At 70.8% G+C, this 22,903-nt stretch carries 22 protein-coding genes and 1 tRNA gene; 12 read left to right on the top strand and 11 right to left on the bottom strand.

Annotated features, from left to right (window positions below):
• Positions 1–26: 26 nt before the first annotated feature.
• Complete coding sequence (locus ABT08_RS00565) at positions 27–872, bottom strand: NAD(P)H-binding protein (RefSeq protein ID WP_056206172.1); 846 nt, start codon at positions 870–872, stop codon at positions 27–29.
• A gap of 94 nt (positions 873–966) precedes the next feature.
• Between ABT08_RS00565 and ABT08_RS00560 the strand changes: the two genes are divergently transcribed.
• From ABT08_RS00560 to ABT08_RS00550, 3 genes are all read left to right on the top strand, one after another.
• Positions 967–1,347 (top strand): winged helix-turn-helix transcriptional regulator, encoded by a 381-nt coding sequence (locus ABT08_RS00560; protein ID WP_045247945.1) that lies wholly within the window; start codon positions 967–969, stop codon positions 1,345–1,347.
• Positions 1,348–1,647: 300 nt separating this feature from the next.
• Positions 1,648–2,466, top strand: coding sequence for an aggregation-promoting factor C-terminal-like domain-containing protein (locus ABT08_RS00555; RefSeq protein ID WP_045247944.1), 819 nt, complete (start codon positions 1,648–1,650; stop codon positions 2,464–2,466).
• A gap of 52 nt (positions 2,467–2,518) precedes the next feature.
• Entirely contained in the window at positions 2,519–4,174 is a 1,656-nt protein-coding gene (locus ABT08_RS00550; protein WP_288113661.1) for an MFS transporter, read from the top strand.
• Here ABT08_RS00550 and mnhG read toward each other — a convergent pair.
• The 7 genes from mnhG to ABT08_RS00515 form a co-directional block, all read right to left on the bottom strand.
• Positions 4,171–4,581, bottom strand: coding sequence for a monovalent cation/H(+) antiporter subunit G (gene mnhG / locus ABT08_RS00545; RefSeq protein WP_045247943.1), 411 nt, complete (start codon positions 4,579–4,581; stop codon positions 4,171–4,173). The two genes, ABT08_RS00550 and mnhG, sit on opposite strands and share 4 nt — an antisense overlap.
• Positions 4,578–4,844, bottom strand: a complete 267-nt coding sequence (locus ABT08_RS00540) for an MrpF/PhaF family protein (protein ID WP_045247942.1) — start codon at positions 4,842–4,844, stop codon at positions 4,578–4,580. Before ABT08_RS00540 ends, mnhG begins: the two co-directional genes overlap by 4 nt.
• On the bottom strand, positions 4,841–5,401 hold the full coding sequence (locus tag ABT08_RS00535) for a Na+/H+ antiporter subunit E (RefSeq protein WP_056206168.1): 561 nt from the start codon (positions 5,399–5,401) through the stop codon (positions 4,841–4,843). The genes ABT08_RS00540 and ABT08_RS00535 overlap by 4 nt, the downstream gene beginning before the upstream one ends.
• Positions 5,401–6,975 (bottom strand): Na+/H+ antiporter subunit D, encoded by a 1,575-nt coding sequence (locus ABT08_RS00530; RefSeq protein ID WP_045247940.1) that lies wholly within the window; start codon positions 6,973–6,975, stop codon positions 5,401–5,403. The genes ABT08_RS00535 and ABT08_RS00530 overlap by 1 nt, the downstream gene beginning before the upstream one ends.
• Positions 6,972–7,517, bottom strand: coding sequence for a Na(+)/H(+) antiporter subunit C (locus ABT08_RS00525; protein ID WP_045247939.1), 546 nt, complete (start codon positions 7,515–7,517; stop codon positions 6,972–6,974). The genes ABT08_RS00530 and ABT08_RS00525 overlap by 4 nt, the downstream gene beginning before the upstream one ends.
• Positions 7,514–10,444 (bottom strand): Na+/H+ antiporter subunit A, encoded by a 2,931-nt coding sequence (locus ABT08_RS00520; protein ID WP_056519640.1) that lies wholly within the window; start codon positions 10,442–10,444, stop codon positions 7,514–7,516. Before ABT08_RS00520 ends, ABT08_RS00525 begins: the two co-directional genes overlap by 4 nt.
• A gap of 122 nt (positions 10,445–10,566) precedes the next feature.
• Positions 10,567–11,616 (bottom strand): LacI family DNA-binding transcriptional regulator, encoded by a 1,050-nt coding sequence (locus ABT08_RS00515; protein WP_056206166.1) that lies wholly within the window; start codon positions 11,614–11,616, stop codon positions 10,567–10,569.
• A 64-nt stretch (positions 11,617–11,680) separates the two neighbouring features.
• On the opposite strand from ABT08_RS00515, the gene ABT08_RS00510 reads away from it, so the two are divergent.
• On the top strand, positions 11,681–12,925 hold the full coding sequence (locus tag ABT08_RS00510) for an MFS transporter (RefSeq protein WP_045247936.1): 1,245 nt from the start codon (positions 11,681–11,683) through the stop codon (positions 12,923–12,925).
• An 8-nt stretch (positions 12,926–12,933) separates the two neighbouring features.
• Here ABT08_RS00510 and ABT08_RS00505 read toward each other — a convergent pair whose 3' ends face one another.
• The gene (locus ABT08_RS00505; RefSeq protein ID WP_056519633.1) at positions 12,934–13,329 is read right to left on the bottom strand and encodes a VOC family protein; all 396 of its coding nucleotides are present in this window, start codon (positions 13,327–13,329) and stop codon (positions 12,934–12,936) included.
• Positions 13,330–13,405: 76 nt separating this feature from the next.
• Between ABT08_RS00505 and nucS the strand changes: the two genes are divergently transcribed.
• The 3 genes from nucS to ABT08_RS00490 are packed head-to-tail and all read left to right on the top strand — an operon-like array spanning position 13,406 to position 16,935.
• Positions 13,406–14,101, top strand: coding sequence for an endonuclease NucS (nucS, locus tag ABT08_RS00500; protein ID WP_045248013.1), 696 nt, complete (start codon positions 13,406–13,408; stop codon positions 14,099–14,101).
• A gap of 51 nt (positions 14,102–14,152) precedes the next feature.
• Positions 14,153–14,821, top strand: a complete 669-nt coding sequence (locus ABT08_RS00495) for an HAD hydrolase-like protein (RefSeq protein WP_045247934.1) — start codon at positions 14,153–14,155, stop codon at positions 14,819–14,821.
• Positions 14,822–14,862: 41 nt separating this feature from the next.
• Positions 14,863–16,935: a bifunctional lysylphosphatidylglycerol flippase/synthetase MprF gene (locus ABT08_RS00490; RefSeq protein WP_288113655.1), complete on the top strand. Its 2,073-nt coding sequence runs from the start codon at positions 14,863–14,865 to the stop codon at positions 16,933–16,935.
• Positions 16,936–16,993: 58 nt separating this feature from the next.
• Here ABT08_RS00490 and ABT08_RS00485 read toward each other — a convergent pair whose 3' ends face one another.
• Positions 16,994–17,200, bottom strand: coding sequence for a cold-shock protein (locus ABT08_RS00485; protein WP_045247932.1), 207 nt, complete (start codon positions 17,198–17,200; stop codon positions 16,994–16,996).
• 672 nt (positions 17,201–17,872) lie between these two features.
• Between ABT08_RS00485 and ABT08_RS00480 the strand changes: the two genes are divergently transcribed.
• The gene (locus ABT08_RS00480) at positions 17,873–18,628 is read left to right on the top strand and encodes an SDR family NAD(P)-dependent oxidoreductase (protein ID WP_056519627.1); all 756 of its coding nucleotides are present in this window, start codon (positions 17,873–17,875) and stop codon (positions 18,626–18,628) included.
• Positions 18,629–18,679: 51 nt separating this feature from the next.
• Here the strand turns inward: ABT08_RS00480 and ABT08_RS00475 are convergent.
• Positions 18,680–18,763, bottom strand: a tRNA-Leu gene (locus ABT08_RS00475).
• Between the two features lie 151 nt (positions 18,764–18,914).
• Between ABT08_RS00475 and ABT08_RS00470 the strand changes: the two genes are divergently transcribed.
• The 4 genes from ABT08_RS00470 to ABT08_RS00455 are packed head-to-tail and all read left to right on the top strand — an operon-like array spanning position 18,915 to position 22,887.
• Positions 18,915–19,670: an FHA domain-containing protein gene (locus ABT08_RS00470; protein WP_056206161.1), complete on the top strand. Its 756-nt coding sequence runs from the start codon at positions 18,915–18,917 to the stop codon at positions 19,668–19,670.
• A gap of 5 nt (positions 19,671–19,675) precedes the next feature.
• Positions 19,676–20,254, top strand: a complete 579-nt coding sequence (locus ABT08_RS00465) for an FHA domain-containing protein FhaB/FipA (RefSeq protein ID WP_056206302.1) — start codon at positions 19,676–19,678, stop codon at positions 20,252–20,254.
• Between the two features lie 9 nt (positions 20,255–20,263).
• The gene (locus tag ABT08_RS00460) at positions 20,264–21,502 is read left to right on the top strand and encodes a Stp1/IreP family PP2C-type Ser/Thr phosphatase (protein WP_045247929.1); all 1,239 of its coding nucleotides are present in this window, start codon (positions 20,264–20,266) and stop codon (positions 21,500–21,502) included.
• The gene (locus ABT08_RS00455) at positions 21,499–22,887 is read left to right on the top strand and encodes an FtsW/RodA/SpoVE family cell cycle protein (RefSeq protein WP_045247928.1); all 1,389 of its coding nucleotides are present in this window, start codon (positions 21,499–21,501) and stop codon (positions 22,885–22,887) included. Before ABT08_RS00460 ends, ABT08_RS00455 begins: the two co-directional genes overlap by 4 nt.
• Positions 22,888–22,903: the final 16 nt, after the last annotated feature.

Here is a 22,903-nt window from a genome sequence, read left to right as displayed (position 1 = left end):
CGGTGCGGCGTTCCGTGGGGCGGCGCTCAGAGAGCGGCGCGCAGTCCCTCGACGAGAGGCGTCGTGGGGCGTCCGATGAGCGCGGCGAGAGAGCCGTCTCCGCCGTCGAGCTGGCCCTCGGCCGTGCTCGCGTCCATCGCGGCGACGAATCCGGCCGTGCCGGCGTCGAGCCCGGCGGCCTCGAGCGCGGCGGCGCGCTCGGCGACCGTCTGGCGCACGTAGGCCACCTCACGGTCGAAGATCGCGGCCGCGGCCGCGGCGAGGTCGTCGTAGTTCCAGGCGACGTCACCGGCGAGCTCATAGACCCGACCGGCCTGGTCGTCGGCCAGCAGCACCGCGGCGGCAGCGTCCGCGTAGTCCACGCGGCTGGCGCTCGCGATGCGACCGTCGCCCGCGGCGGCCGCGAGCACACCCGACGTGCCCGCGTACTGCACGTCGGCGAGCTGGTTCTCGGTGTACCAGTTGTTGCGCAGCAGCACGGCCGGAACGCCCGACGCGGCGATCGCGGCTTCGGTCTCGACATGCTCGGGAGCGAGGATGTGGGTGCTCTCGCCCGCACGGTAGATGCTCGTGTAGGCCAGCAGCTCGACGCCCGCTGCGACGGCGGCGTCGATGACGACCTGATGCTGGGCGGCACGCTGTCCGACCTCGGAGCTCGAGATCAGCAGCACGCGGTCGACGCCCTCGAGGGCTGCCGCGACGGTCTCGGGCTTCGTGTAGTCGAGCTCGACGACGCGCACGCCGAGGTCGGCGGCCTTCGCGGGAGTGCGAGCGCCGGCGACGATGTCGGATGCAGCGGCACCACGCGCGAGCAGACGCTCGACGACGAGACGGCCGAGGTGCCCGGAGGCACCGGTGACGAGGATGGTCATGGGGTTCCCTTCGACGTGTGAACGGAGGATGCAGCGGCATCGGGCATCGGCACATTCCCACCGATGGGTACCCACTTTCGGGTATGGTACTGGCATGGCGGTGAGTTTTGCGGAAATCCGGGAGGACCGCCCCGGAACTTTCACCCATTCATGCCCGACCCGGGTCGTGCTCGACCACGTGATGAGCCGGTGGGGAGTGCTCGTGATCGCCGCTCTCAGCGACGGCACGCAGCGCTGGGGCGAGCTGCGCCGGGGCGTCGACGGCATCAGCGAAAAGATGCTCGGCTCGACGCTGCGCACCCTCGTCGCCGACGGTCTCGTGGCCCGGCGATCGCTTCCCGCGGTGCCCCCGCACGTCGAGTACAGCCTCACTCCGCTCGGGCTCGAACTGGTCGAGCGCATGCTCCCGTTGCTCTCCTGGGTGGCCGACAACGCCGACGAGATCGTGGGTCAGAAGGCGATCGCCCGCACCTGACGCCCCCGGGAGAGCCGTGGCATCCATACAGGACTCGTCCAGAAATGCCCCCTAACGTGGCCGGGTCCGCCGCGGTCCCACCCGAGGGAGCGGGGCGGATGCCTCGGACTCACCCGTCCAGACGGGTGTGATGCGTCAGCGTCAGGGCACCGGAACCGCCTCGTGCGACCGTCGCCCGCCGCATCGTCCGAGGCGGCCAGCCTGCTCGGCCGCCGCCCGCTGACACGCGCGCGGCCGCCCGACGTCGTCCGCCTGGCGGGCACGCGAGGAGCCGCAGGGAAGCTCGAGAATTGGAGTTCCGTGCGCCTTCGCGTCACTCTCCCCCGTCGTAAGAGAACGCTCATCCCCCTCGCCGCACTCGCGACCACTCTCGCGGTCGGCATCCCCGTCGGCCTGGTCTCCACGGCCGCGGCCCAGACCCCCGCTCCCCCCTCCCTCGCAGGCCCCGCCGCGCGCGACGTCGATCGAGACGCCAGCCTGTACGCGGCCGTCGCCCGAGTCACGGTGACGGGAGCCTCCGGCAAGGTCGACGCCTCCGCCCTCGGTGCGCAGATCGACCAGCTCACCAACTCGGAGGAGCTTCCCGCCGAGACGGTGGCCGCCCTCACCGCGAATCTGCGCGGCACGACGTCCACCGTCGCCGATCAGATCGCCGCCCACGACGCCGAGCAGGCGCGCATCGCCGCCGAGCAGGCCGCGCAGGCCGCAGCGCAGGAGGCTGCCGCGAAGGCCGCCGCCGAGAAGGCCGCGGCAGCCAAGCGCGCCGCCGCCTCGCAGGCGTCGGCGGCCGCCGCGAACGCGGCAGCCGCCGACCCCGCCAGCGCGCAGGCCATCGCCAAGCAGATGGCGGCCGCCAACTACGGCTGGGGTGACGACCAGTTCGCCTGCCTGTACTCCCTCTGGAAGAAGGAGTCGGGCTGGAACTACCGCGCCTACAACGCCTCGAGCGGTGCCTACGGCATCCCCCAGGCCCTGCCGGGCTCGAAGATGGGCGCGAACGGCGCCGACTGGCAGACGAACCCCGCGACACAGATCGCGTGGGGTCTCGGCTACATCAGCCGCGCCTACGGCACGCCGTGCGGCGCCTGGGGTCACTCCCAGTCGACCGGCTGGTACTGATCCGCCACGCTGACGCGCTGGTGGTGCGGCCCCTAGGCTGACCACCAGCGCGTTGCCGCGCCCGCCGTCCGCGGGCCGCTCGGTCGACGCCGATGCCGACGCGAGAGGGGACGCCACGTTGGATGCCGCCTCCCCCCGCCCTGCGACACCGGCCCGGGCGGGGCTCGTGCTCACGGCATTGGTGCTCGCCGCCGTCGTCTGCAACATCAATGTCGCCGCGGCGACGGTGGCGCTGCCGTCGATCGGCGACGCGTTCGGGGCGTCCCAGACGGCCCTGAACCTCGTCGGCATCGGCAACGGGCTGGGGTTGGCGATGTCGGTGCTCTACCTCGGCGCCGTCGCCGACCGCTACGGCCGCAAGCGGCTCCTGCTCATCGGTCTCTCGCTCACCGTGGTCGCGAGCGTCGCGTCCGCTGCGGCATCTTCTGTCGAGGCGCTCGTGCTCGCGCGGGTGTTCACGGGGCTCGCGGCCGGCGCCGCCTACCCGACGACCCTGTCGCTGATCACCGCCCTCTGGGCCGACGGACCGGCGCGCACCCGCGCGATCGCCCTGTGGTCGAGCGTGAGCGCGATGGCGAGCGTCGGCGGCTCTGTGCTCGCCGGTATCGTGCTGACGGATGCCGGCTGGCGCCCGTCGTTCCTCATGGCGATCCCCCTCGCGCTCGTCGCCGCGGTGCTGGTCGCGTGGGCCGTGCCCTCCCGCGTCGCGGAGTCCGAGGAGCCCGTCGATCACATCGGCGGCGTGTTGTCCGTGGTCGGCGTCGGTGCGCTCGTGCTCGGCATCGGGATCGTCTTCGATCCGGGCGAGCAGGTGCCGGGCATCGTGCTGGTGCTCGTCGCCGTCGTCGCGATCGGCGGGTTCGGGTGGCGGCAGCGTCGTACCCGCTTCCCCCTGTTCGACCTGCACATCGCCCGGCGACGCCTGTTCTGGGCGCCTGCCGTCGCCGGCACCATCGCGTTCGGTGCGCTGCTAGGTGCGATCTTCGTCGGTGAACAGTTCCTGCAGAACGTGCTCGGCTACGACCCTCTGAAGGCCGGCGCCGCCGTCATCCCCGCCGCCGTCGGCCTGCTGATCGCGGTGCCGTTCGCCGCTCGGCTGGTCGGTACGCGCGGCACCCGGTGGGCGATGCTTCTCGGCTACGCGATCATCCTCGCCGCGTTCCTGACGATGCTCGGCTGGCGCGAGAGCACGCCCTACGCGCTCGTCGGCGTCGGCTTCCTCTTCGTCGGCGCGGGAGCCGCGTTCGTGATGACCGCGTCGTCGCGCTCACTGACCGGATCGACGCCCGTTCGACGCGTCGGCATGGCCTCCGCGGCATCCGATCTGCAGGGCGACCTCGGCGGGTCGATCATGCAGGCGCTTCTCGGTGCGATCCTCGCTGCGGGGTTCGCGGGCGCCGTCTCCCGCCACATCGCCGACTCGGGACGCGCGGGGGAGATCGGCGCCGAGGTGACGGCGGCGCTGCAGGCGTCGTTCGCCTCCGCGGCCCATGTCGCCCAGGCCTATCCGGCGGATGCGGGCCAGATCCTCGCGGCCGCGCGCGAGTCGCTGGCGGCCGGGGCGTGGGCCGCCTACCTCGTCGGCGCGATCGTGCTCGTCGCCGGCGCACTCGTCGTGCGCTTCGGTATCCCGGACCGCGGGGGCGAGGCGCGCCTGCACGAGCGCTACCGCGCCGACGACGAGCGGATGCCGCAGCCCGGCGCCTAACGCGACGGGCCGGGCTCCTGGGGGCCGGCGCCGCCGGCGGCCTCGCGGTCGATCGTCGAGGCTTCGTCGACGTCGCGTCCGGCGAGCTCATCGACCACGAGGGTGTCGGCGTCGAACGAGCCGTTGCGGTAGGCCTGACGACCGACCATGTGGGCCGACAGCGGGGCGGTCGCGAGCTGGAACATGACGACGGGCACGAGGAACGCCACCACCGGCCACGACCGCAGCGACAGCGCGATCGCCAGGCAGATGAGCACGAGTCCGAGCACCTGCGGCTTCGTCGCCGCGTGCAGGCGCCCGGGGACGTCGCGCAGCCTCACGACGCCGATGGCTGCCGTGAGGCACAGCAGGGCGCCGATGAGGATCAGCACGAGCGAGGCCGTGTCGAGCACGCTGTCGATGGTCATCGCCGATCCTCTCTTCTCGCGACGAACCGCGCGATCGCGACCGACCCGAACACACCGATCGCCGCGAGGCACAGCAGCACCGGCAGCGTGCGGGTGTGGTGGTTGATCGCCATGTCGGCGCCGAGCACGCACATCACCTCGGTGAGGAGCACATCGGATGCCACGGCCCGGTCGAGGATCGACGGGCCCTTCACGATGCGCCACAGCGTGAGAAGCGCGGCGAGCGCGAACACGATGTAGATCGCGACGAGCAGGGGGTTCACGAGGCTCCTCCCGCCGCGGCATCCGTCACTGTCTTCACTTGGGCGCGCGATCCGAACGCCTGCACGACGCGACGTTCCCACGCGAGCACCGTGCGTCGCTGGCGCTCGATGTCCTCCGCGCTGCGCACGCCGATCACGTGCAGGTAGAGCACCCGCCGGTCGCGATCGATGTCGATCAGCAGCGACCCCGGGATGAGCGAGGACGTGACGGCGGTGTGGGTCATGATGAGGTCGTCGTCGACCCGCAGTGGCACCGCGATGACCGCGTTGCGCGGCTGGCGGCGCGCGTCGAGCACGATCCAGGCGACCGACAGCGAGCCGCGCACGACCGCGAACGCGAACATGACCACGAAGACGAGCGCGTGCCACGGATGCAGCCGGCCCGACAGCTCGACCGGCGGCAGCCGGAACACGCGCGTGACGATCAGGGCGACCACGATGCCGGTGAGCGCGGCGAGCACCGTGAACTGGCCCCAGAGCAGCATCCACAGCAGCACGAGCCAGATGAAGAACGGCAGCTGGCGCCACGCGCGCGCGGCGGCGGAGCGACGCACCATCAGTGGCCCCCCTCGCCGGTCGTCGTGTCGCTGATCACCTGGGCGACGTGCACCGGCTCGCTCAGCTGCGCGCCGATGCGCGCGCACAGGTCGAACAGGGGTCCGGCGAACACGGTGAGCGCGATCGTGACCACCACGAGCCCGGCGGTCGAGGCGGTCATGACCTTGGGGATGACGCGGCGCTCGGTCTGGACGGCTGCAGCCGGCGCCGACCCGAGGAAGCGGATGCGGTCTTCGACCTCGGGCTCTTCGGCCGAGGTGCTCTCCCGCCAGAAGCCGAGGTTCCACGCGCGCATCAGCGTGTACAGGGTGAGCAGCGACGTGATGACCCCACCCACGATGAGCACGATCATGAGAGGCGTGCCGACCTGCGCGGCGGCGTCGAAGAGCGCGAACTTGCCGATGAAGCCCGAGAACGGTGGCAGACCGCCGAGGTTGATCGCCGGGATGAAGTAGAGCAGCGCGATCAGCGGCGCCCCCGTCATGAGGCCCTTGAGCTTCAGGATCGACGTCGTGCCGGCCCGGCGCTCGATCAGTCCGACCGCGAGGAACAGCGTCGTCTGCACGACGATGTGATGCACCATGTAGTACACGGTCGCGCCGATGGCCGCCGGCGTCGCGATCGCCAGCCCGAAGATCATGTAGCCGACATGGCTGACGAGTGTGAACGACAGGATGCGTTTGAGCTCGGCCTGGGCGACGGCGCCGAGGATGCCGACGATCATCGTCGCAAGCGAGACGATCAGCAGCAGCGTGTTGATGTTGCTGTCGGGGAACAGCTGCGTCTCGGTGCGGATGATCGCGTACACGCCGACCTTGGTCAGCAGGCCCGCGAACACCGCCGTGACAGGGGCGGGGGCGGTCGGGTACGAGTCGGGCAGCCAGAAGGAGAGTGGGAACACGGCCGCCTTGATGCCGAAGGCGAGCAGCAGCATGAGATGCAGCACGAGCTGCACGGAGGGCGGCTGCAGCGCCATGCGCTCGGCGATCTGCGCCATGTTCACCGTGCCGAGCGCCGCGTAGATGGCCGCGATCGCCGAGAGGAACAGCACCGAGGAGACGAGCGAGACGACGATGTACACGACGCCCGAGCGGATGCGCGCCTCGGTGCCGCCGAGCGTGATGAGCACGTACGACGCGACCAGCAGGATCTCGAATCCGACGTAGAGGTTGAAGAGGTCGCCCGCGATGAACGCGGTGTAGATGCCCGCCGCGAGGATCAGATACGAGGGGTGGAAGATCGAGACCGGGGTGTCCTCGTCGCCGTCGGCAGCGCCCTGGCCGACCGAGAACAGCAGCACCGCGAGCAGCACAATGCTGGAGATCACCACGAGCAGCGCCGCGAGGGTGTCGACGTACAGCACGATGCCGAACGGCACCGGCCACCCGGCGACCGCGACCGCGAGCGGGGCGTGGGCGTCGACGTAGACCAGCAGCACCGACGCGATCACGAGCACCGCGGTCAGCGTGACGATCGACACCCACACCTGCACGCGCCGACGACGACCGAAGATGAGCGCGACGGCCGCGCCGAGCAGCGGCAGCGTGGTCAGCAGGGGGACGAGGGAGCTCACGAGTCATCCCCCCGTCGTCCGTCACCGGTGGGCCGGTCGGTCGGCGCGTCGTCGGCGAGTGCATCGAAGTCGAGGCTCGAGAGCACGGTGATCGGGGCGACCTCCGAGTCGACGAAGTCGGTCGTGGCGTCGTCGTCCTGCTCGGTGATCTCGTCCTCCGTCTCGAGAGCGTCGGCCGGCTCGGCGGCCCGTTCGCGCAGCGCGACGTCGGCCTCGTCGTCCTCGACGGTGTCGGCCTGGCCCAACTGCCACGAGCGGTAGATCAGCGCCAGCAGGAACGCCGAGACCGCGAACGTGATGACGATGGCGGTGAGCGAGAGGGCCTGCGGCAGCGGATCCGAGAAGGACGCGGCATCCTCGGCAGACCCGAAGAAGGGGGCGACGCCGGGCTTGCCGAGCACGATCAGCAGCAGCAGGTTCGCGCCGTTGCCGAGCAGCAGGAAGCCGATCAGCACGCGCGTGAGCGAGCGCTCGAGCATGGCGTAGACGCCGCAGGCGAACAGCGCCGCCATCACGACGATGAGCACGACCGAGACGCTCATTGCACGCTCACCCCCCGGGCACGCAGCTCCTGCGTCTGACGGTCGACCTCGGCGCCGAGGCTGCGCAGCACGTCGAGCACGAGCCCGATGACCACGAGGTAGACCCCGATGTCGAAGATGGTCGACGTCACGAACTCGATGTGCCCGATGACGGGGATATCGGCCTCGAGGATGCCGCTGGTCAGCGGGGCCTCACCGAACAGCAGCGGCACGATCGCGCAGGCGACCGCGAGGGTCATGCCGACGCCGAGCAGGCGTCCGGCGTCGGTGGGCGCGGCGGCGCCGAGCTCGTAGCGGCCGCCCGCGATGTAGCGCATGACCAGGGCCATGCCCGCGACGAGGCCGCCGGCGAAACCGCCGCCGGGAAGGTTGTGGCCGGCGAAGAGTAGGTAGATCGACACGACGATGATCGAATGGAACAGCACCCGCACGATCACCTCGAGCATGATCGAGCGGTTCTCGGCGCGCACCCTCTGACCGGCGTACAGCCAGGCGCGACGGGTCGAGTCGCTGGATGCCGCGGGGCGCAGTCCCTCGTCGGTCTCGACGAGCACGCGGCGTCCGGTCTGGCGGGGGATGGGCCGGGTGAACGACGACAGGTTGTCGGCGCGGTGAGTGACGAACACGAGCGAGGCGACGCCGGTCGCGGCGAGCACGAGCACCGACAGCTCGCCCATCGTGTCCCACCCGCGCAGGTCGACGAGGGCGACGTTCACGACGTTCTTGCCGTGCCCGATCTGGTAGGCGAGCGCCGGGAAGTCGAGCGAGATCGGCGGCAGGGTGCGGGCTCCCGTCGCGACGATCGCGACGAGGGCCATCGTCGCACCCACCGCGATCGCGAGCACCGCCCGTCCGATGGGCGCGACCGACGCGTTGTGGTCGCCGAGCCGCGAGGGGATGCGGCGCAGCACGAGGGCGAACGCGACGAGCGTCACGGTCTCGACGAGGATCTGCGTGAGTGCGAGGTCGGGCGCCCCGCTCGTGGCGAACAGCACCACCATGCCGAGTCCGGTGACCGAGACGAGCACGACGCCGGTGTAGCGCTTCTGGGCACGCACGGCGAGGATGCCGGCGACGATCATGACGGGGGCCACGGCGAGCTGCGCGGGCGTGTGCCACGCATCCAGCTGAGCCTGCCACGAGGGGCTCGCGAGGAGGGCGGTGCCCTCGGCGACGACGAACACGGAGAAGATCACGCCGAGGTGCAGGGGCAGGGATCCGCGCTGGGTGAGCGTGGTCGAGGAGACGGCGAGCCGGATCACCCCGCGCAGCGCCGCGTTGTAGACGTCGACGGCGGTGAACGGCAGCACGCGACGACGCTCGGCCCAGCCGACGCGCAGCGCGAGCCAGAAGACGAGCGCGCCGACCGCGAGGGAGCCGAGCGAGATCCACAGCGCGGGCTCGAACCCGTGCCAGAGGGCCAGGTGCGCGGCCTTGGTGTGGTCGCCGACGCCCTCCGCACCGGCGGGAACTGTCGCCGCGTAGGGGGCGAGAGCGCCATCCACAACGGATGCCGCGGCCCCCAGCACGAGCGTGAGCACCGCGAGGGCGACCGGTGCGAACGAGAACCCGAACGGGGGAGAGGGCCACTCGGTGCGCGGACGCGGGGAGCCCGCGGCATCCTTCTTCGTGAAGAACGCACCCCAGACGAACCGGATGCCGTACGCGGCGGTCAGCACCGACCCGAGCACGATGGCGACGAGCCCGACGCTCGCCCACGGGGCCCCTTCGCTGGCCTGCTCGAGGAACGCGGCGAGCACCGACTCCTTCGCGACGAACCCGATCGTGGGGATGACACCGGCCATCGAGCACACGGAGATGATGGCGGCGGCGGCGAGCACCGGCGCCTGCCCGCCGACGCCCGAGAGCTCGCGGATGTCACGGGTCGACAGCTGCCGGTCGACGATGCCGACCACGAGGAACAGCGCCGACTTGAACAGGGCGTGGCTGATGAGCAGCGCGAGGCCGGCGAGCGCGGCGTCGCGGGTGCCGTAGCCGAGCACGATCGCGAGGAATCCCAGCTGGCTGACGGTGCCGAAGGCGAGGATGCGCTTGAGGTCGTACTCGCGCAGCGCCTGGATGCCGCCGAGCAGCATCGTGAACGCACCGAGGCCGATGACGATCGGCCGCCAGGTCGGGTCGATGGCGAACACGGGGGCCAGGCGCGCGATGAGGTAGATGCCCGCCTTCACCATGGCGGCGGCGTGCAGGTAGGCGCTCACGGGGGTCGGTGCGGCCATCGCGCCCGGAAGCCAGAAGTGGAACGGGAAGATCGCCGACTTCGACAGCGCGCCCACGAGGATCAGCACGAGCGCCGCGTCGACGACCGGGCCGGTGGGCGCCGCCGCGAGGATCCCCGCGATGCTCGTCGTGCCCGTGTGCACCACGAGCAGCACCACGCCGATGAGCATGATGAGGCCGCCGAGGGTCGTGACGAGCAGTGCCTGCAACGCCGCGCGACGGCTCGCGCCGCGCGCGCGGTAGTAGCCGATGAGCAGGTACGACAGGATGCTCGTGATCTCCCACAGCATCACCAGCACGACGATGTCGTCGGTCAGCACCAGTCCGTACATGGCCCCGGCGAACGCGAGCAGCACCGCGGCGAAGAGCCCGACGCCCTGTGTCTTGCCCGCGAAGTACCAGCGGCAGTAGAGCAGCACGAGCGCGCCGACGCCGGTGACCACGAGCGCCATCACCCAGGCGAGGGTGTCCATGCGCATCGTGAGCGAGATGTCGAGACTCGGAATCCACTCGAGTGTCTCGGTCGGCGGGGTGTCGGTGCCGACCAGGGGGAACAGCGACACGGTGTGCACGAACGCCAGCACGGGAAGGGCCGCGGCGACGAAGAACGCGCGCGAGCCGATGCGGGAGACGAGCCACGGCAGCAGCAGGGGCAGGAGGGCGAACGCAGCGAGAAGGACCAGCACGAGGCCTCCTCGGGGTCGTCGGGCCGGGCTCAACGAGGGAGCGCCCAGGCGATCGGGGTTCGGGCCCTCAGTCTATCGGGCGGCCCATAGGAGGCGTGCGGCGTTCGCCCAGACGGGCGTGCCTATGCCCGCGGCGCGGGACCGGTGGTGTTGCCCTCGCGGAAACGGCTCGCGAAGTCGACCCCCGACGTAGGTGTCCCCTGGATGAGGGCGGCGAGCACCTCGCCGGCAGCCCTGCCCTTGTCGGCGGCGGGCTGCGCCATGGTCGTCAGGCGGTGGGGGGCGATGCCGTCGGCGCGGATGCCGTCGAATCCGGTGACGCTGAAGTCCTCGGGCACCCGCACGCCCGCGTCGAGGGCCGCGCGCACGATGCCGACGGCGAGCAGGTCGGTCTGCGCGATGGCCGCCGTGGGCCGCGGATCGAGCGCGAGGATGGCCTGGCCGGCGGCGTACCCCTCGTCGATGAGACTTCCGGTGGCGTGGTAGATCGGGGCATCCGGATACACCTCGAGGGCGCCGCGCAGTCGGTCGCGGGTGACGTCGACAGTGATCGCGTCGAGGTCGACCGACGGAGCCCAGCCGGCGCGGGTCGACGCGTCGAACGCCATCGTCACGTGCACGACCCGTTCGTGTCCGAGACCCTTCGTGTACTCCGCGATGTGCCGCTGCGCGGCCTCGTTGTCGAGTCCGATCTGCGGCACCCCCTCGCCCGCATCGCCCTCGATGACGACGACCGGGATGCCACGCCCACGCACATCGTCCAGCGACGAGCGCATGTGCGCGCTGCACCCGAGGAGCACGGCTCCGTCGATGGGCGCGGTCATGAGCGACGGCCCGGTCTCGGTCGCGTCGTCGCGCAGCAAGAGGATCGCCGCGTCGAGTGGGGCGATGCCCTCGGAGATGCCGTCGAGCACGACGGTCGTGACGGGGTCGAGGAACGCCGAGCGCAGGCGTCCGCCGAGCACGACGCCGATGATGCCGCTGCGCCCGCGACGCAGCGAGGCGGCGCGGGGGTCGGGGCCGGTGTAGCCGAGCGCGGATGCCGCGGCGAGCACGCGCTGGCGCGTGGCATCCGTCACCTGGGTCTTGCCGCTGAACACGACCGACGCGGTCGACGGCGACACCCCCGCCTCGCGGGCGACGTCGGCGATGGTGGCTCGGCGTGCGCTCATGTTGCACCGATGCTAACCCGTCGGAGGCTTGGTGTGTCGAATCGATTCGATTAGGGTGTGCTGCATGCTCCACTCGACCGACCGCCGCGCCTTCGTGCGCTGGCGCGCCGCGATCTTCGTCGTCTTCGCGCTCTCCGGGCTCAGCATCGCCACCTGGGCGTCGCGCGTGCCCGCGATCAAGGCGGCACTCGGCATCTCGCAGCTCGAGATCGGTCTGCTGCTGCTCGGCGCCGGAATCGCGTCCGTCGCGGGCCTCTCCCTCGCCCCGATCGTGTTCACGCGGATCGGCGCGCGGCGCACGATCATCGCGGCGATCGCCGTGTTCGCCGCGGGCGTGCTCGTGATCGGCGTCGGCACGGACCTCGTGCACAGCTACGCCGTGGTGCTCGCCGGGCTCGTGCTGTTCGGGCTCGGCAACGGCGCCGTCGACGTCACGATGAACGTCGAAGGGGCCGCGATCGAGAAGCAGCAGGGCACGACGATCCTGCCGCTGTTCCACGCGTTCTTCAGCTTCGGCACCGTCATCGGGGCGAGCCTCGGCGCCCTCGCTGTCGCGCTCGGGTTCGACGTGTTCACGCACGCCGCCGTGATCGCCGTCACCCTCGTCGTGGCCGGGCTGATCGCCGCGAGCCAGGTTCCGGCACACATCCCCGCCGACGCCGCACCCGCGACCCAGCGCACCCCGTGGCGGGAGCGTCTCCGCATCTCGCTCTCGGCCTGGCGCGAGCCGCGCACGTACGCGATCGGCGTGGTCATGCTCGGCATGGCCTTCGCCGAGGGCGGCGCGAACGACTGGCTCGCACTCAGCGTGAGCGAGGGGCATCGCCAAGGCGAGGCGGCCGGGGCGATCGGCCTCGCCGTGTTCTCGGTGAGCATGACCGCCGCGCGCGTGCTCGGTGGCCCGCTCGTCGACCGCATCGGCCGCGTCGCGACCCTGCGCATCCTCGCGACGACCGCGACGGTCGGCATGATCCTGTTCGTCTTCGCCCCGAACCTGCCGCTCATCTTCGTCGGCGCGTTCCTGTGGGGCGCGGGGGTGTCGATGGGCTTCCCGCTCGGCATGTCCGCCGCGGCCGACGATCCCGCGCGCGCGGCCGCCCGGGTGAGCGCCGCAGCGACGATCGGCTACGTCGCGTTCCTCGCCGGACCGCCGCTGCTCGGCTTCCTCGCCGAGCACATCGGGCTGCTCCCCACGCTGCTCGTGCTCGTGGTGCTGGTCGTCGCCTCGGGTCTCGCATCGGGCGCCGCGAAGCCGCTCACGCCGGTGGCGTCCGCACCGCGGGGGGCCGCGGCATCCACCGACGCCTGAGGCGGCGCTCAGCCGGCGTCGGGGTCGGCCCAGAACGGCGAGAAGTGGTAGCCGTCGGGGTCGTCGAACTGCCGCTGGTACATGAAGCCGTACTCGTCGGTGTCGCCGAGGCGGCCCCCGGCGGACTCGGCGGCGACGGCGAGCGCGTCGACGGCGTCGCGCGTCGGCACGCTGAAGGCGACCGTCACCGGCGACGGGGTGCCTGGCCCGCCCACGAGCTCCTCGGTGCCGCCGAGGCTCTCGTAGAAGCTGCGGCTGATGGCCATGATGTGCGTGTCGCCGTCGATGCGAAAGCAGGCGGCGTTCTCGTTGGTGAACTCGGCGACGGCGCTCCAGCCGAGCGTCGAGTAGAAGGCGGCGGAGCGTGCGACGTCCGCGACGGGGAAGTTCACGAAGATGCTCATGGCCCGATCGTCGCGCGCGGCGGCGAGCGCGTCAACGGCGTCGCCGGGGTGGGGCGGGCGCCGGTACCGTGGTCGGGTGCGTCTCGTCATCGCCCGCTGCTCCGTGGACTACTCGGGGCGCCTCAACGCCCATCTGCCGCTGGCCACCCGGCTCCTCGTACACAAGGGCGACGGCTCGCTGCTCGTGCACTCCGACGGCGGCAGCTACAAGCCGCTCAACTGGATGAGCCCGCCGTGCACGCTCGCGGTCGAAGAGGTCGATGAGGATGCCGCGGCATCCGGTGTCATAGAGCAGTGGCGCGTGACCCACCAGAAGTCCGGCGACGCGCTCGTCGTGAAGCTCTACGAGGTGCTGCACGACTCGTCCCACGAGCTCGGCATCGACCCGGGCCTGCAGAAGGACGGCGTCGAGGCCGACCTGCAGCGCCTGCTCGCCGAGCAGGTCGACGTGATCGGCGAGGGACTCACCCTGGTGCGGCGCGAGTTCCCCACTGCGATCGGCCCGGTCGACCTGCTGCTGCGCAACCCCGAGGGCGGCACGATCGCCGTCGAGGTGAAGCGCCGCGGCGACATCGACGGCGTCGAGCAGCTCACCCGCTACCTGGAGCTCCTGGGTCGCGACCCCCACCTCGCGCCGGTCACCGGCGTCTTCGCCGCGCAGGAGATCAAGCCGCAGGCGCGGGTGCTCGCCGGCGACCGCGGGATCCGCTGCGTGACCCTCGACTACGACGGCATGAAGGGCGTCGAGTCGGGCGCACCCCGGCTCTTCTGACGACCGGATGCCGCGGCATCCCGTGCCGTCGGCGACGACTACCGTTAAGGGGTGTCCCTCCCCTACACCTGCGTCCTCTGGGACGTCGACGGCACGATCGTCGACGCCTCGGTCGGAATCCTCCGTCGGCTGACGATCTCGCTCGAGCGTCTCGGGCTGCCCGCCCCCACTGAGGCGGAGCTCACCCACTGGATCGGCCCGCCGATGTTCGAGTCCTTCCAGACGCAGGCGCACCTGAGCCCGGAGGAGGCAGAGAAGGCCGTCGCGCACTACCGCGAGCTCGGCAAGGCCGACGGCTACACCACCGACGTGCGGCTGTACCCGGGGGTCGCCGACCTCATCCACGAGCTGCACGACCGCGGCGTGCCGCAGGCCACGGCGAGCTCCAAGCCCGAGGTGCAGGTGAAGGCGATCCTCGAGCACTTCGGGCTCGCGCCGCTGTTCGCCTCGATCACCGGTGCCACCGCCGATGAGCGCACGCTCGGCCGCAAGGCCGACATCGTCGCCGAGGCCCTCCGCCGCCTCGAGGCCCAGGGTATCGACGTCTCGCGTCCCGTGCTCATCGGCGACCGCCACCACGACGTCGAGGGCGGCACCGAGCGCGGCGTGCCCGTGATCTTCGTCGACTGGGGCTTCAGCAGCCCGGGCGAGGCCGAGGGCGCGGTCGCCGAGGCGGCTGACATCGAGGCGCTGCGCGCACTCGTGCTGCCGGCCGCCTGAACCCCTCGTCGACCGGCGACCCGGTCGGTAGGCTGGCCGACATGACGGATGCGGCGGCGCCGACGAGGCATCCGGTGATCACCGTCGTCGCGCGCATCCCGGCGACGCTCATCACCCTCGGTCTGGTGCTCGTGGCCGGACTCGTGAGCGCCGCGCTCTGGTTCCCGCTGCGCGAGAACCATGCCTGGCGCTACCTGGCCTACGGCCTGCCCTCGCTCCTCGAGGGGCACTGGTGGACGCCCCTCACCGGTGCACTGCTCGTGCACTCGCCGATCCTCTACCCGGTCGTGATCGTGAGCTTCGCCGGCATGGCGTACCTCGAGTTCCACCGCGGGTGGAAGGTCGCGACCCGATACTTCGTCATCGGCCAGATCGGCACCGTGCTGGTCGCGGCTCTCATCGTGTGGCTGCTCGCGATGACCGGGTGGCCGTGGGCCGTGGCGCAGTCGCATCACCTCGACGTCGGCCCCTCGGGCGGCACGATGGCGTGCATCGCGGCAGCCGTCGGGCTCTTCCGCCCGCCCTGGCGGGTGCGCGCCTGGCTCGTGCTGCTCGCCTTCGTCGGTGTGACGATGGTCTTCTGGGGCAACCTCGGCGATCTCGAGCACGCCGTGTCGGTCATCGGCGTGCTGATCGTCGACCGGTCGCTGCGCCTGCGCAAGGCGTCGCTGCGCGAGAAGCGCTTCATCGCCTTCGTCGCCGTCCTGGCGCTCGGGGCGCTCGAGATCATCGTTCTCGTGGTGCCGACAGCGGGCATGTTCGGCAGTACGACGCCGGACCCCGGTCCGATCCTCGATGTGACGGTCGACGTCGTGGTGATCGTGCTGATCGCTCGCGGCCTGCTGCGCGGCCGGCGCTGGACGTGGTGGGTCGCCGCGGTCTTCGCGGGCGGCAACATCCTCGCCGTGGTCTTCGTGCTCATCGGCGCCGAACTGGTCGGGTGGAGCGAGGTGACGGACGCGATCTCCGGCGATCCCGCCCTGACGATCGTGAGCGGGGTGCTGTGGGCGTTGCTCCTCGTCTACCTGCTCATCGAGCGGCGTGCGTTCCGCGCGGGGCGCGGCACCCGCCTGTCGGCCCTGCCTCCGCCCACGCGGGCGGAGGTGCGACGCGCCCTTCATCGTGACGGCGGCGGCACTCTGTCATGGATGGCCACGTGGGACGCCAACTCGACGGTGCGGACGGCGACGGGCGGGATGCTCACCTACCAGCGGCGCAACGGAGTGGCCCTGGCGCTCGGCGATCCGTTCGGCCCGCCGAGCGACGCCCCGGGTGTGGTCGACGCGTTCGTCGACGGTGCGGAGCACGCCGGGCTCGTGCCGTGCTTCTTCAGCGCGAGCGAGTCGACGCGCGCGCTGCTCCCGTCCACGTGGAGGAGCCTGGTGGTCGCCGCCGACACGATCGTCGATCTTCCGGGGCTGCAGTTCACGGGCAAGAAGTGGAACTCGGTGCGCACGTCCCTCAACCGCGCCGACCGCGAGCAGGTGGAGTTCCGCATGACGCACCTCGTGCACGAGTCCTGGGGCGTGCGCCAGCAGATCCGTGCGATCTCCGAGGAATGGCTCGGCGACAAGGACCTGCCCGAGATGGGCTTCACCCTCGGCAGCCTCATCGAGGCCGCCGATCCGGAGGTGCGGATCGCCCTGGCCGTGACGCCGTCGGGCGATGTCGACGGCTTCTTGTCCTGGCTGCCGGTGTACGGCGCTCAGGGTGTGGTTCGCGGGTGGACGCTCGACCTCATGCGCCGCCGCGAGGGCGGCTTCCCCTCGGTGATGGAGTTCCTCATCGGATCCTCCGCGCAGCAGTTCGAGGCGGAGGGCGCCGAGTTCATGTCACTGTCGGGTGCGCCGCTGGCCCACGATCTCCCGCAGGAGGCCGGCGGCCTCGCCGCGCTGGGCGACCGGCTGGCCGAATCGCTCGAGCCCGTCTACGGATTCCGCTCTCTGCAACGCTTCAAGCAGAAGTTCCATCCCCGCCACGAGCCGCTCTACCTGCTCTACCGCGACGAGAGCGACCTCACCCGCATCGGTCTCGCCCTCGTGCGCGCGTTCCTGCCGACCGCGACGCTGCGTCAGCTCGCGGCGGCGGGGGTGGACGTCGTGCGCGCCGGCTGAGCCCGAACATGACGAGGGGACGGGATGCCGCGGCATCCCGTCCCCTCGAACGCTTCGGTCAGAGCGCGCGAATGCTCGCCGCCTGCAGTCCCTTGGGACCCTGTTCGACCTCGAACTCGACCCGCTGGTTCTCTTCGAGCGAGCGGTATCCGTTTCCCTGAATGGCCGAGTAGTGCGCGAAGACGTCGGCGCCGCCCTCATCAGGAGCGATGAAACCGAAACCCTTCTCCGAGTTGAACCACTTGACCGTACCCGTCGTGCTCATGAACTGCCGTTCTCTACTGCAACCGGCGCCCAGTGCACCGGTGTTCGCTTCACGCTAGCGGGCATCACGGCTCGGGGCGAGGGCGATCGCAGATCGTTAACGCAACCGTTGCGTGGGAGGACCCCGCCTGAGCGCCCGAGCGGGCCCTTAACCCATACGACGCCCGGGCCGAGTGAACTCAAGGCCCGGGCGTCGACGGATCCCCCCGGATATGCCACGCCATGCGTGACAGCGTTCACTCTAATGACCTCGAAACTGCCGCGCATAGCGGGTGAGCCGTGAGAAATCGATGAGCTGCGCGACGTCGGTTCGACGTCGTCGCCGGGCTGTGCGCCCCACCGGAAAAGGGCTGCGAGTTCGCGCCAAGACAGAGAAGAGCCCCCTCCCGGCTGGGGGATCAGGAGGGGGCTCTTGTGGATCCCTCCGCTGGGGGCACGAGGGATGCGAGTCGTTACGTTACGCGGCGGCGGCGGCGCGTGGGGGTGCCCGCGTCGATCTTGCGGCAAGCGCATAAGCAACGCCCAGTCTGACTGTCCGGGAATGCACGATGGTCTTCGACAGTTGTCGAACAAGGACAACCTTTCAGGCTGCCCTACGGCAGGCGCACCCGCGCCGCCGCCATCGGCCGGCGCCGCCTCATCACGGTCACGCCGGATGAGGAAAGGAATCGACATGGCTGTGTACGACGTCGCAGAACGTTCGGCGATCGTGACGGGAGCGGGGTCGGGGATCGGTCGCGCCGTGGCGCACACCCTGGCGGCGAGCGGCGCGAGCGTGCTGGTCACCGACATCAACGCGAATGCCGCGGCATCCGTCGTCGACGAGATCACCGCCGCGGGCGGCACCGCGAGCGCCTTCGTCGGCGACGTGAGCGACACCGCGTGGATCGACGAGTCGATCCAGCGCGCCAACGCCCTCGCGCCGCTGCGCATCGCCGTCAACAACGCCGGGATCGGCGGCGCCGCGGCCCCCGTAGGGGAGTACCCCCTCGACAGCTGGCAGAAGGTCATCGAGGTCAACCTCAACGCCGTGTTCTACGGCGTGCGCGCGCAGGTCGTCGCCATGGCAGCCAACGGGGGCGGCTCGATCGTCAACATGGCCTCGGTGCTCGGCTCCGTCGGCATCCCCTTCTCGTCGGCCTACGTGACCGCGAAGCACGGCCTCATCGGCCTCACCAAGAACGCCGCCCTCGAGTACGGCGCGCAGAAGGTGCGCGTCAACGCGGTCGGCCCGGGGTTCATCGCCACCCCGCTGCTCGACAAGAACCTCGACCAGGCCACCAAGGACGCCCTCGCCGCCAAGCACGCGCTCGGCCGTCTCGGCACCCCCGAGGAGGTCGCCGCGATCGTCGCCTTCCTCTCGAGCGACGCCGCCAGCTTCGTGACCGGCTCCTACCACCTGGTCGACGGCGGCTACGCCGCCCAGTGACCTCAATGACGAAGGCCCCCGGTCATCCCGGGGGCCTTCGTCATTGTGCTGTGCGCGAGGGGGGAGTTGAACCCCCACGCCCTTTCGGGCACTGGCACCTGAAGCCAGCGCGTCTGCCTATTCCGCCACTCGCGCGTTCGGAGAGGATGCCGAGGCATCCGCCCACTCAACCTCCCGAGGATACCACGGGGCCGCGGCCGGCACGCACGTCGGGACGCGTTGTTCACGGCTCCTCCAGGGTGTGCAACTACGATGAAGCAACCCGTCGGCCTGCCTGAGGAGTCACGTGGGACTACTAGACAGCTTCGAGAAAGGTCTCGAGCGCGCCGTCAACGGCGCCTTCGCGAAGACCTTTCGCAGCGGTATCGAGCCCGTCGACATCGCGTCGGCGTTGCGCAGCGACATGGACAAGAAGGCCGCGATCGTCTCGCGTGAGCGCATCCTGGCTCCGAACGCCTTCGTCGTGCATCTGGCCACGTCCGACGAGGAGCGCATGAGTGCGCTCGGCACCCCGCTGCAGGCGGAGCTGCGCGAGGTCATCACGACCCACGCCCGCACGCAGGGCTACACGCTTCCGTCCGCGCTGACGATCTCGCTCGTCTCCGACGACCGCCTCTCCACCGGCACACTGCGGGTCGAGTCGCAGATCGCCGAGGGTCGCGTCTCCTGGCAGGCGGTCGTGGATGTCGCGGGTCGCCGATACCCGATCGCCGGTGCCCGCACGGTCATCGGCCGTGGATCGGATGCCGACATCACGATCTCCGACGCGGGAGCCAGCCGCACGCACGCCGAGATCCTGTGGGACGGCGAACGCGCCATGGTGCGCGACCTCGGGTCGACGAACGGCACGAAGCTCGCCGGCCGCAAGATCTCCGAGGCGGCACTGCCGAGCGACGCCACCATCTCGATCGGCAACACCAACCTCGTCTTCCGCGTGATCGCATCGACCGAGGCGCCCCGGCGCCCGGCACCCGCGGCGGCCGACGATACGACGCGCGCGTTCGATGTACGCGGCGACAACTGGGGGAGTCCGCTGTCATGAGCGATGTGAGCGAGCTCACACTTCTGCTGCTGCGGATCGGCTTCCTGCTGATCCTGTGGTTCTTCGTGTTCGCCGTCATCTACTCGCTGCGCGCCGACCTGTTCGGCGTACGAGTGCGCAAACTCCCCGACGCCGGGGCCGCATCCGGGCCGGTGCGTGCGGCCGCCCCCGCCGCCGCCGCCACCGCGGCGACCGCCGCCCCCCTCGTCGCCGGCACCGGACCGACCCTCGCGACCTCGCCCACCTCCGCGGCCCGCGCCTCGGCGAAGAAGGGCGGGAAGGCGACATCCGAGAACGCCCATCGCATCGTGATCACGAGCGGGCCCAAGGCCGGACTCGAGCTGACGCTCGGCACCGAGCCACTGACGATCGGGCGCTCCAGCGAGTCCGGTCTCGTCATCCGCGACGACTACACCTCGAGCCACCACGCACGCCTGCTGCTGTGGGGCGAGCAGTGGATGATCCAGGACCTCGACTCGACCAACGGCACGTGGCACGACGGCGACCGCGTCAGCTCACCCGTGCCGGTTCTGCTCGGCGCGCCGATCAAGGTGGGCGCCACGACCTTCGAGCTGCGGGACTGATCGCGCCCGATGGTCTTCCAGGGATCGAGCACAGCGCTCTCGCACACCGGCAAGGTGCGATCGAACAACCAGGACTCCGGCTACGCCGGGTCGAACCTGTTCGTCGTCGCCGACGGGATGGGCGGCCATGCCGGCGGGGATGTCGCGTCGAGCATCGCGGTCGACCGGCTCGAGGAGCTCGACCGCCCGTTCGGCTCGTCGCTCGACGCCGAGCGCGCGCTGCAGGAGACGATCCATGAGACGGCGACCGACCTGATCGACACGGTCGCCACCCGCCCGGAGCTCGCCGGCATGGGCACCACCGTCAGTGCGATCGTGATGGTCGACGACTATGCCGTGATCGCCCACATCGGCGACTCGCGCATCTATCTCTTCCGCGACGGCGCGCTCACCCAGATCACGACCGACCACACCTTCGTGCAGCGTCTGGTGGACTCCGGGCGGATCACGCCGGAGGAGGCGCGCTACCACCCGCGCCGCTCGGTGCTGATGCGGGTGCTCGGCGACATGGACCCCGACCCCGAGGTCGACTCGTTCATCATGCCCACCCGCCCGGGCGACCGGTGGCTGCTGTGCTCCGACGGGCTCTCCGGCGTCGTCGACGACACGCACACGGCGAAGGCGCTCGCGGCGGGCCACGCACCCGCCCGCACCGCCGACATGCTCCTCAAGCAGGCCCTCGACGCGGGTGCCCCCGACAACGTGACCATCGTCATCGTCGACGTCGGGGGGCAGCATCCGGTCTTCTCCGGCACGCCGACGATCGTGGGCTCCGCCTCGAACCCGACGGGCGTCGTCGTCACCGCCGCCCGTCCCGGCCGATCGTCCTGGCTGCACCCGGTGCGGCAGGCCGCGAACGAGCCGACGCACTTCGAGCCGCAGCCGCAGTTCCTCGAAGAGCTCATCGAAGAGGACCGGCGGCGCGCGCGACGCCGGCGGATCTCCTGGATCGTGGGTCTGGTCATCGTCATCGCGCTCATCGCGGCCGCGCTCGCGGGCGCGTACGCCTGGACGCAGACGCGCTACTACGTCGGCGCCGACAACGACACGGTGGTGATCTACCGCGGCATCCAGGCGAATATCGGACCTATCCACCTGTCCGAGCTCTACCAGGACACCGGCATCACGCTCGACTCCCTCGCGCCGTTCGACCGTGCCACGGTGACGGCGACGATCTCCGCCGGCTCCCTCGCCGAGGCGCAGAGCATCGTGGAGCGCATCACTCCCCAGAAGGGATCCGGCGGATGACGACCACCCCGGCCGACGCGCCGATCCAGGCCGACACCGCGGTGCTGCGCGCCCTGCGCCGCATCCGCTCGCCGCAGACCCTGCGCAACCGGGAGCTGGGGCTGCTGATCTTCGCGTGCCTCATCTCCGCAGCCGCGATCGTGCTCGTGCAGCTCGGCGCACTCGGTCAGGTGGATGTCACGATCCTCACCTACTCCGGCGGGCTCACCCTGCTCGCGCTCGGTCTGCACGTCGTGCTGCGGTTCCGGGCACCCAACGCCGACCCGTTCGTGCTGCCGATCGCGACCCTCCTCACCGGGCTCGGCATCGCCGAGATCTACCGCATCGACATCGCGTTCCGCTACACCGGGTGGGCGGCCTACTCCACCCGCCAGCTGGCATGGGCGGCGATCGCCATCGCGGGCTCCATCCTCATCGTGGTGTTCCTGCGCAACTACCGCGTGCTGTTCCGCTTCACGTACGTGTTCGGCTTCGTCGGTGTGCTTCTGCTCGTCCTCCCCCTGATCCCCGGCCTCGCCATCAACGCGAACGCCGCCGTCTGGGTGAACCTCGGCATCTTCTCCTTCCAGCCGGGCGAGCTCGCGAAGATCGCCCTCGCGATCTTCTTCGCCGGCTACCTCGTGCGCACACGCGAGAGCCTGTCGTCGGTGGGCAAGCGCTTCCTCGGCATCACGTGGCCGCGCGCGCGCGATCTCGGCCCGCTCCTCGTGGTCTGGGTGATCTCGGTGGGCATCATCGTCGCCCAGCACGACCTCGGCAGCGGCCTGCTCATCTTCGGCATGTTCGTCGGCATGCTCTATGTCGCGACGGGCAAGACCGGCTGGGTGCTGCTCGGCGTCGCGATGGCAGCCGGAGTCGCCGTGGCCGCCGCCCAGGTACTGCCCTACGTCGGTGCCCGGTTCACGAACTGGCTGCACGCGTTCGACCCGTCACTCATCAACAACAGCAGCTACCAGCTCGCGCAGGGCATCTTCGGAATGGCCCACGGCGGCCTGCTGGGCACCGGTCTCGGTCAGGGGCGCCCTCAGATCACGCCGCTCGCGCAGAGCGATTACATCTTCCCGAGCCTCGCCGAGGAGCTCGGGCTCGTCGGAGCCTTCGCGATTCTCTGTCTCTACATGGTCTTCATCAGCCGCGGCCTGCGGGTCGGCATCGCCGGCCAGGACGACTTCGGAAAGCTCCTCGCGACCGGCCTGTCAATCACGATCGCGCTGCAGGTGTTCATCATGGTCGGCGGCGTGACACGTGTCATCCCCCTCACCGGCCTCACCACGCCCTTCCTCGCCGCGGGAGGTTCGTCCCTCGTCGCCAACTGGCTGATCGTCGCCATCCTGCTGCGCATCTCCGACGCCGTGCGTCGCCAGCCGCGGGCGGTGATCGGATGACCCGTCCCGCACGCGT

Source organism: Microbacterium sp. SCN 71-21 (genome assembly GCF_001725695.1).
Lineage (GTDB): Bacteria > Actinomycetota > Actinomycetes > Actinomycetales > Microbacteriaceae > Microbacterium > Microbacterium ginsengisoli.
The sequence above is the reverse complement of the archived record's forward strand: the minus strand, read 5'-3'. Positions and strand labels throughout refer to the sequence as shown.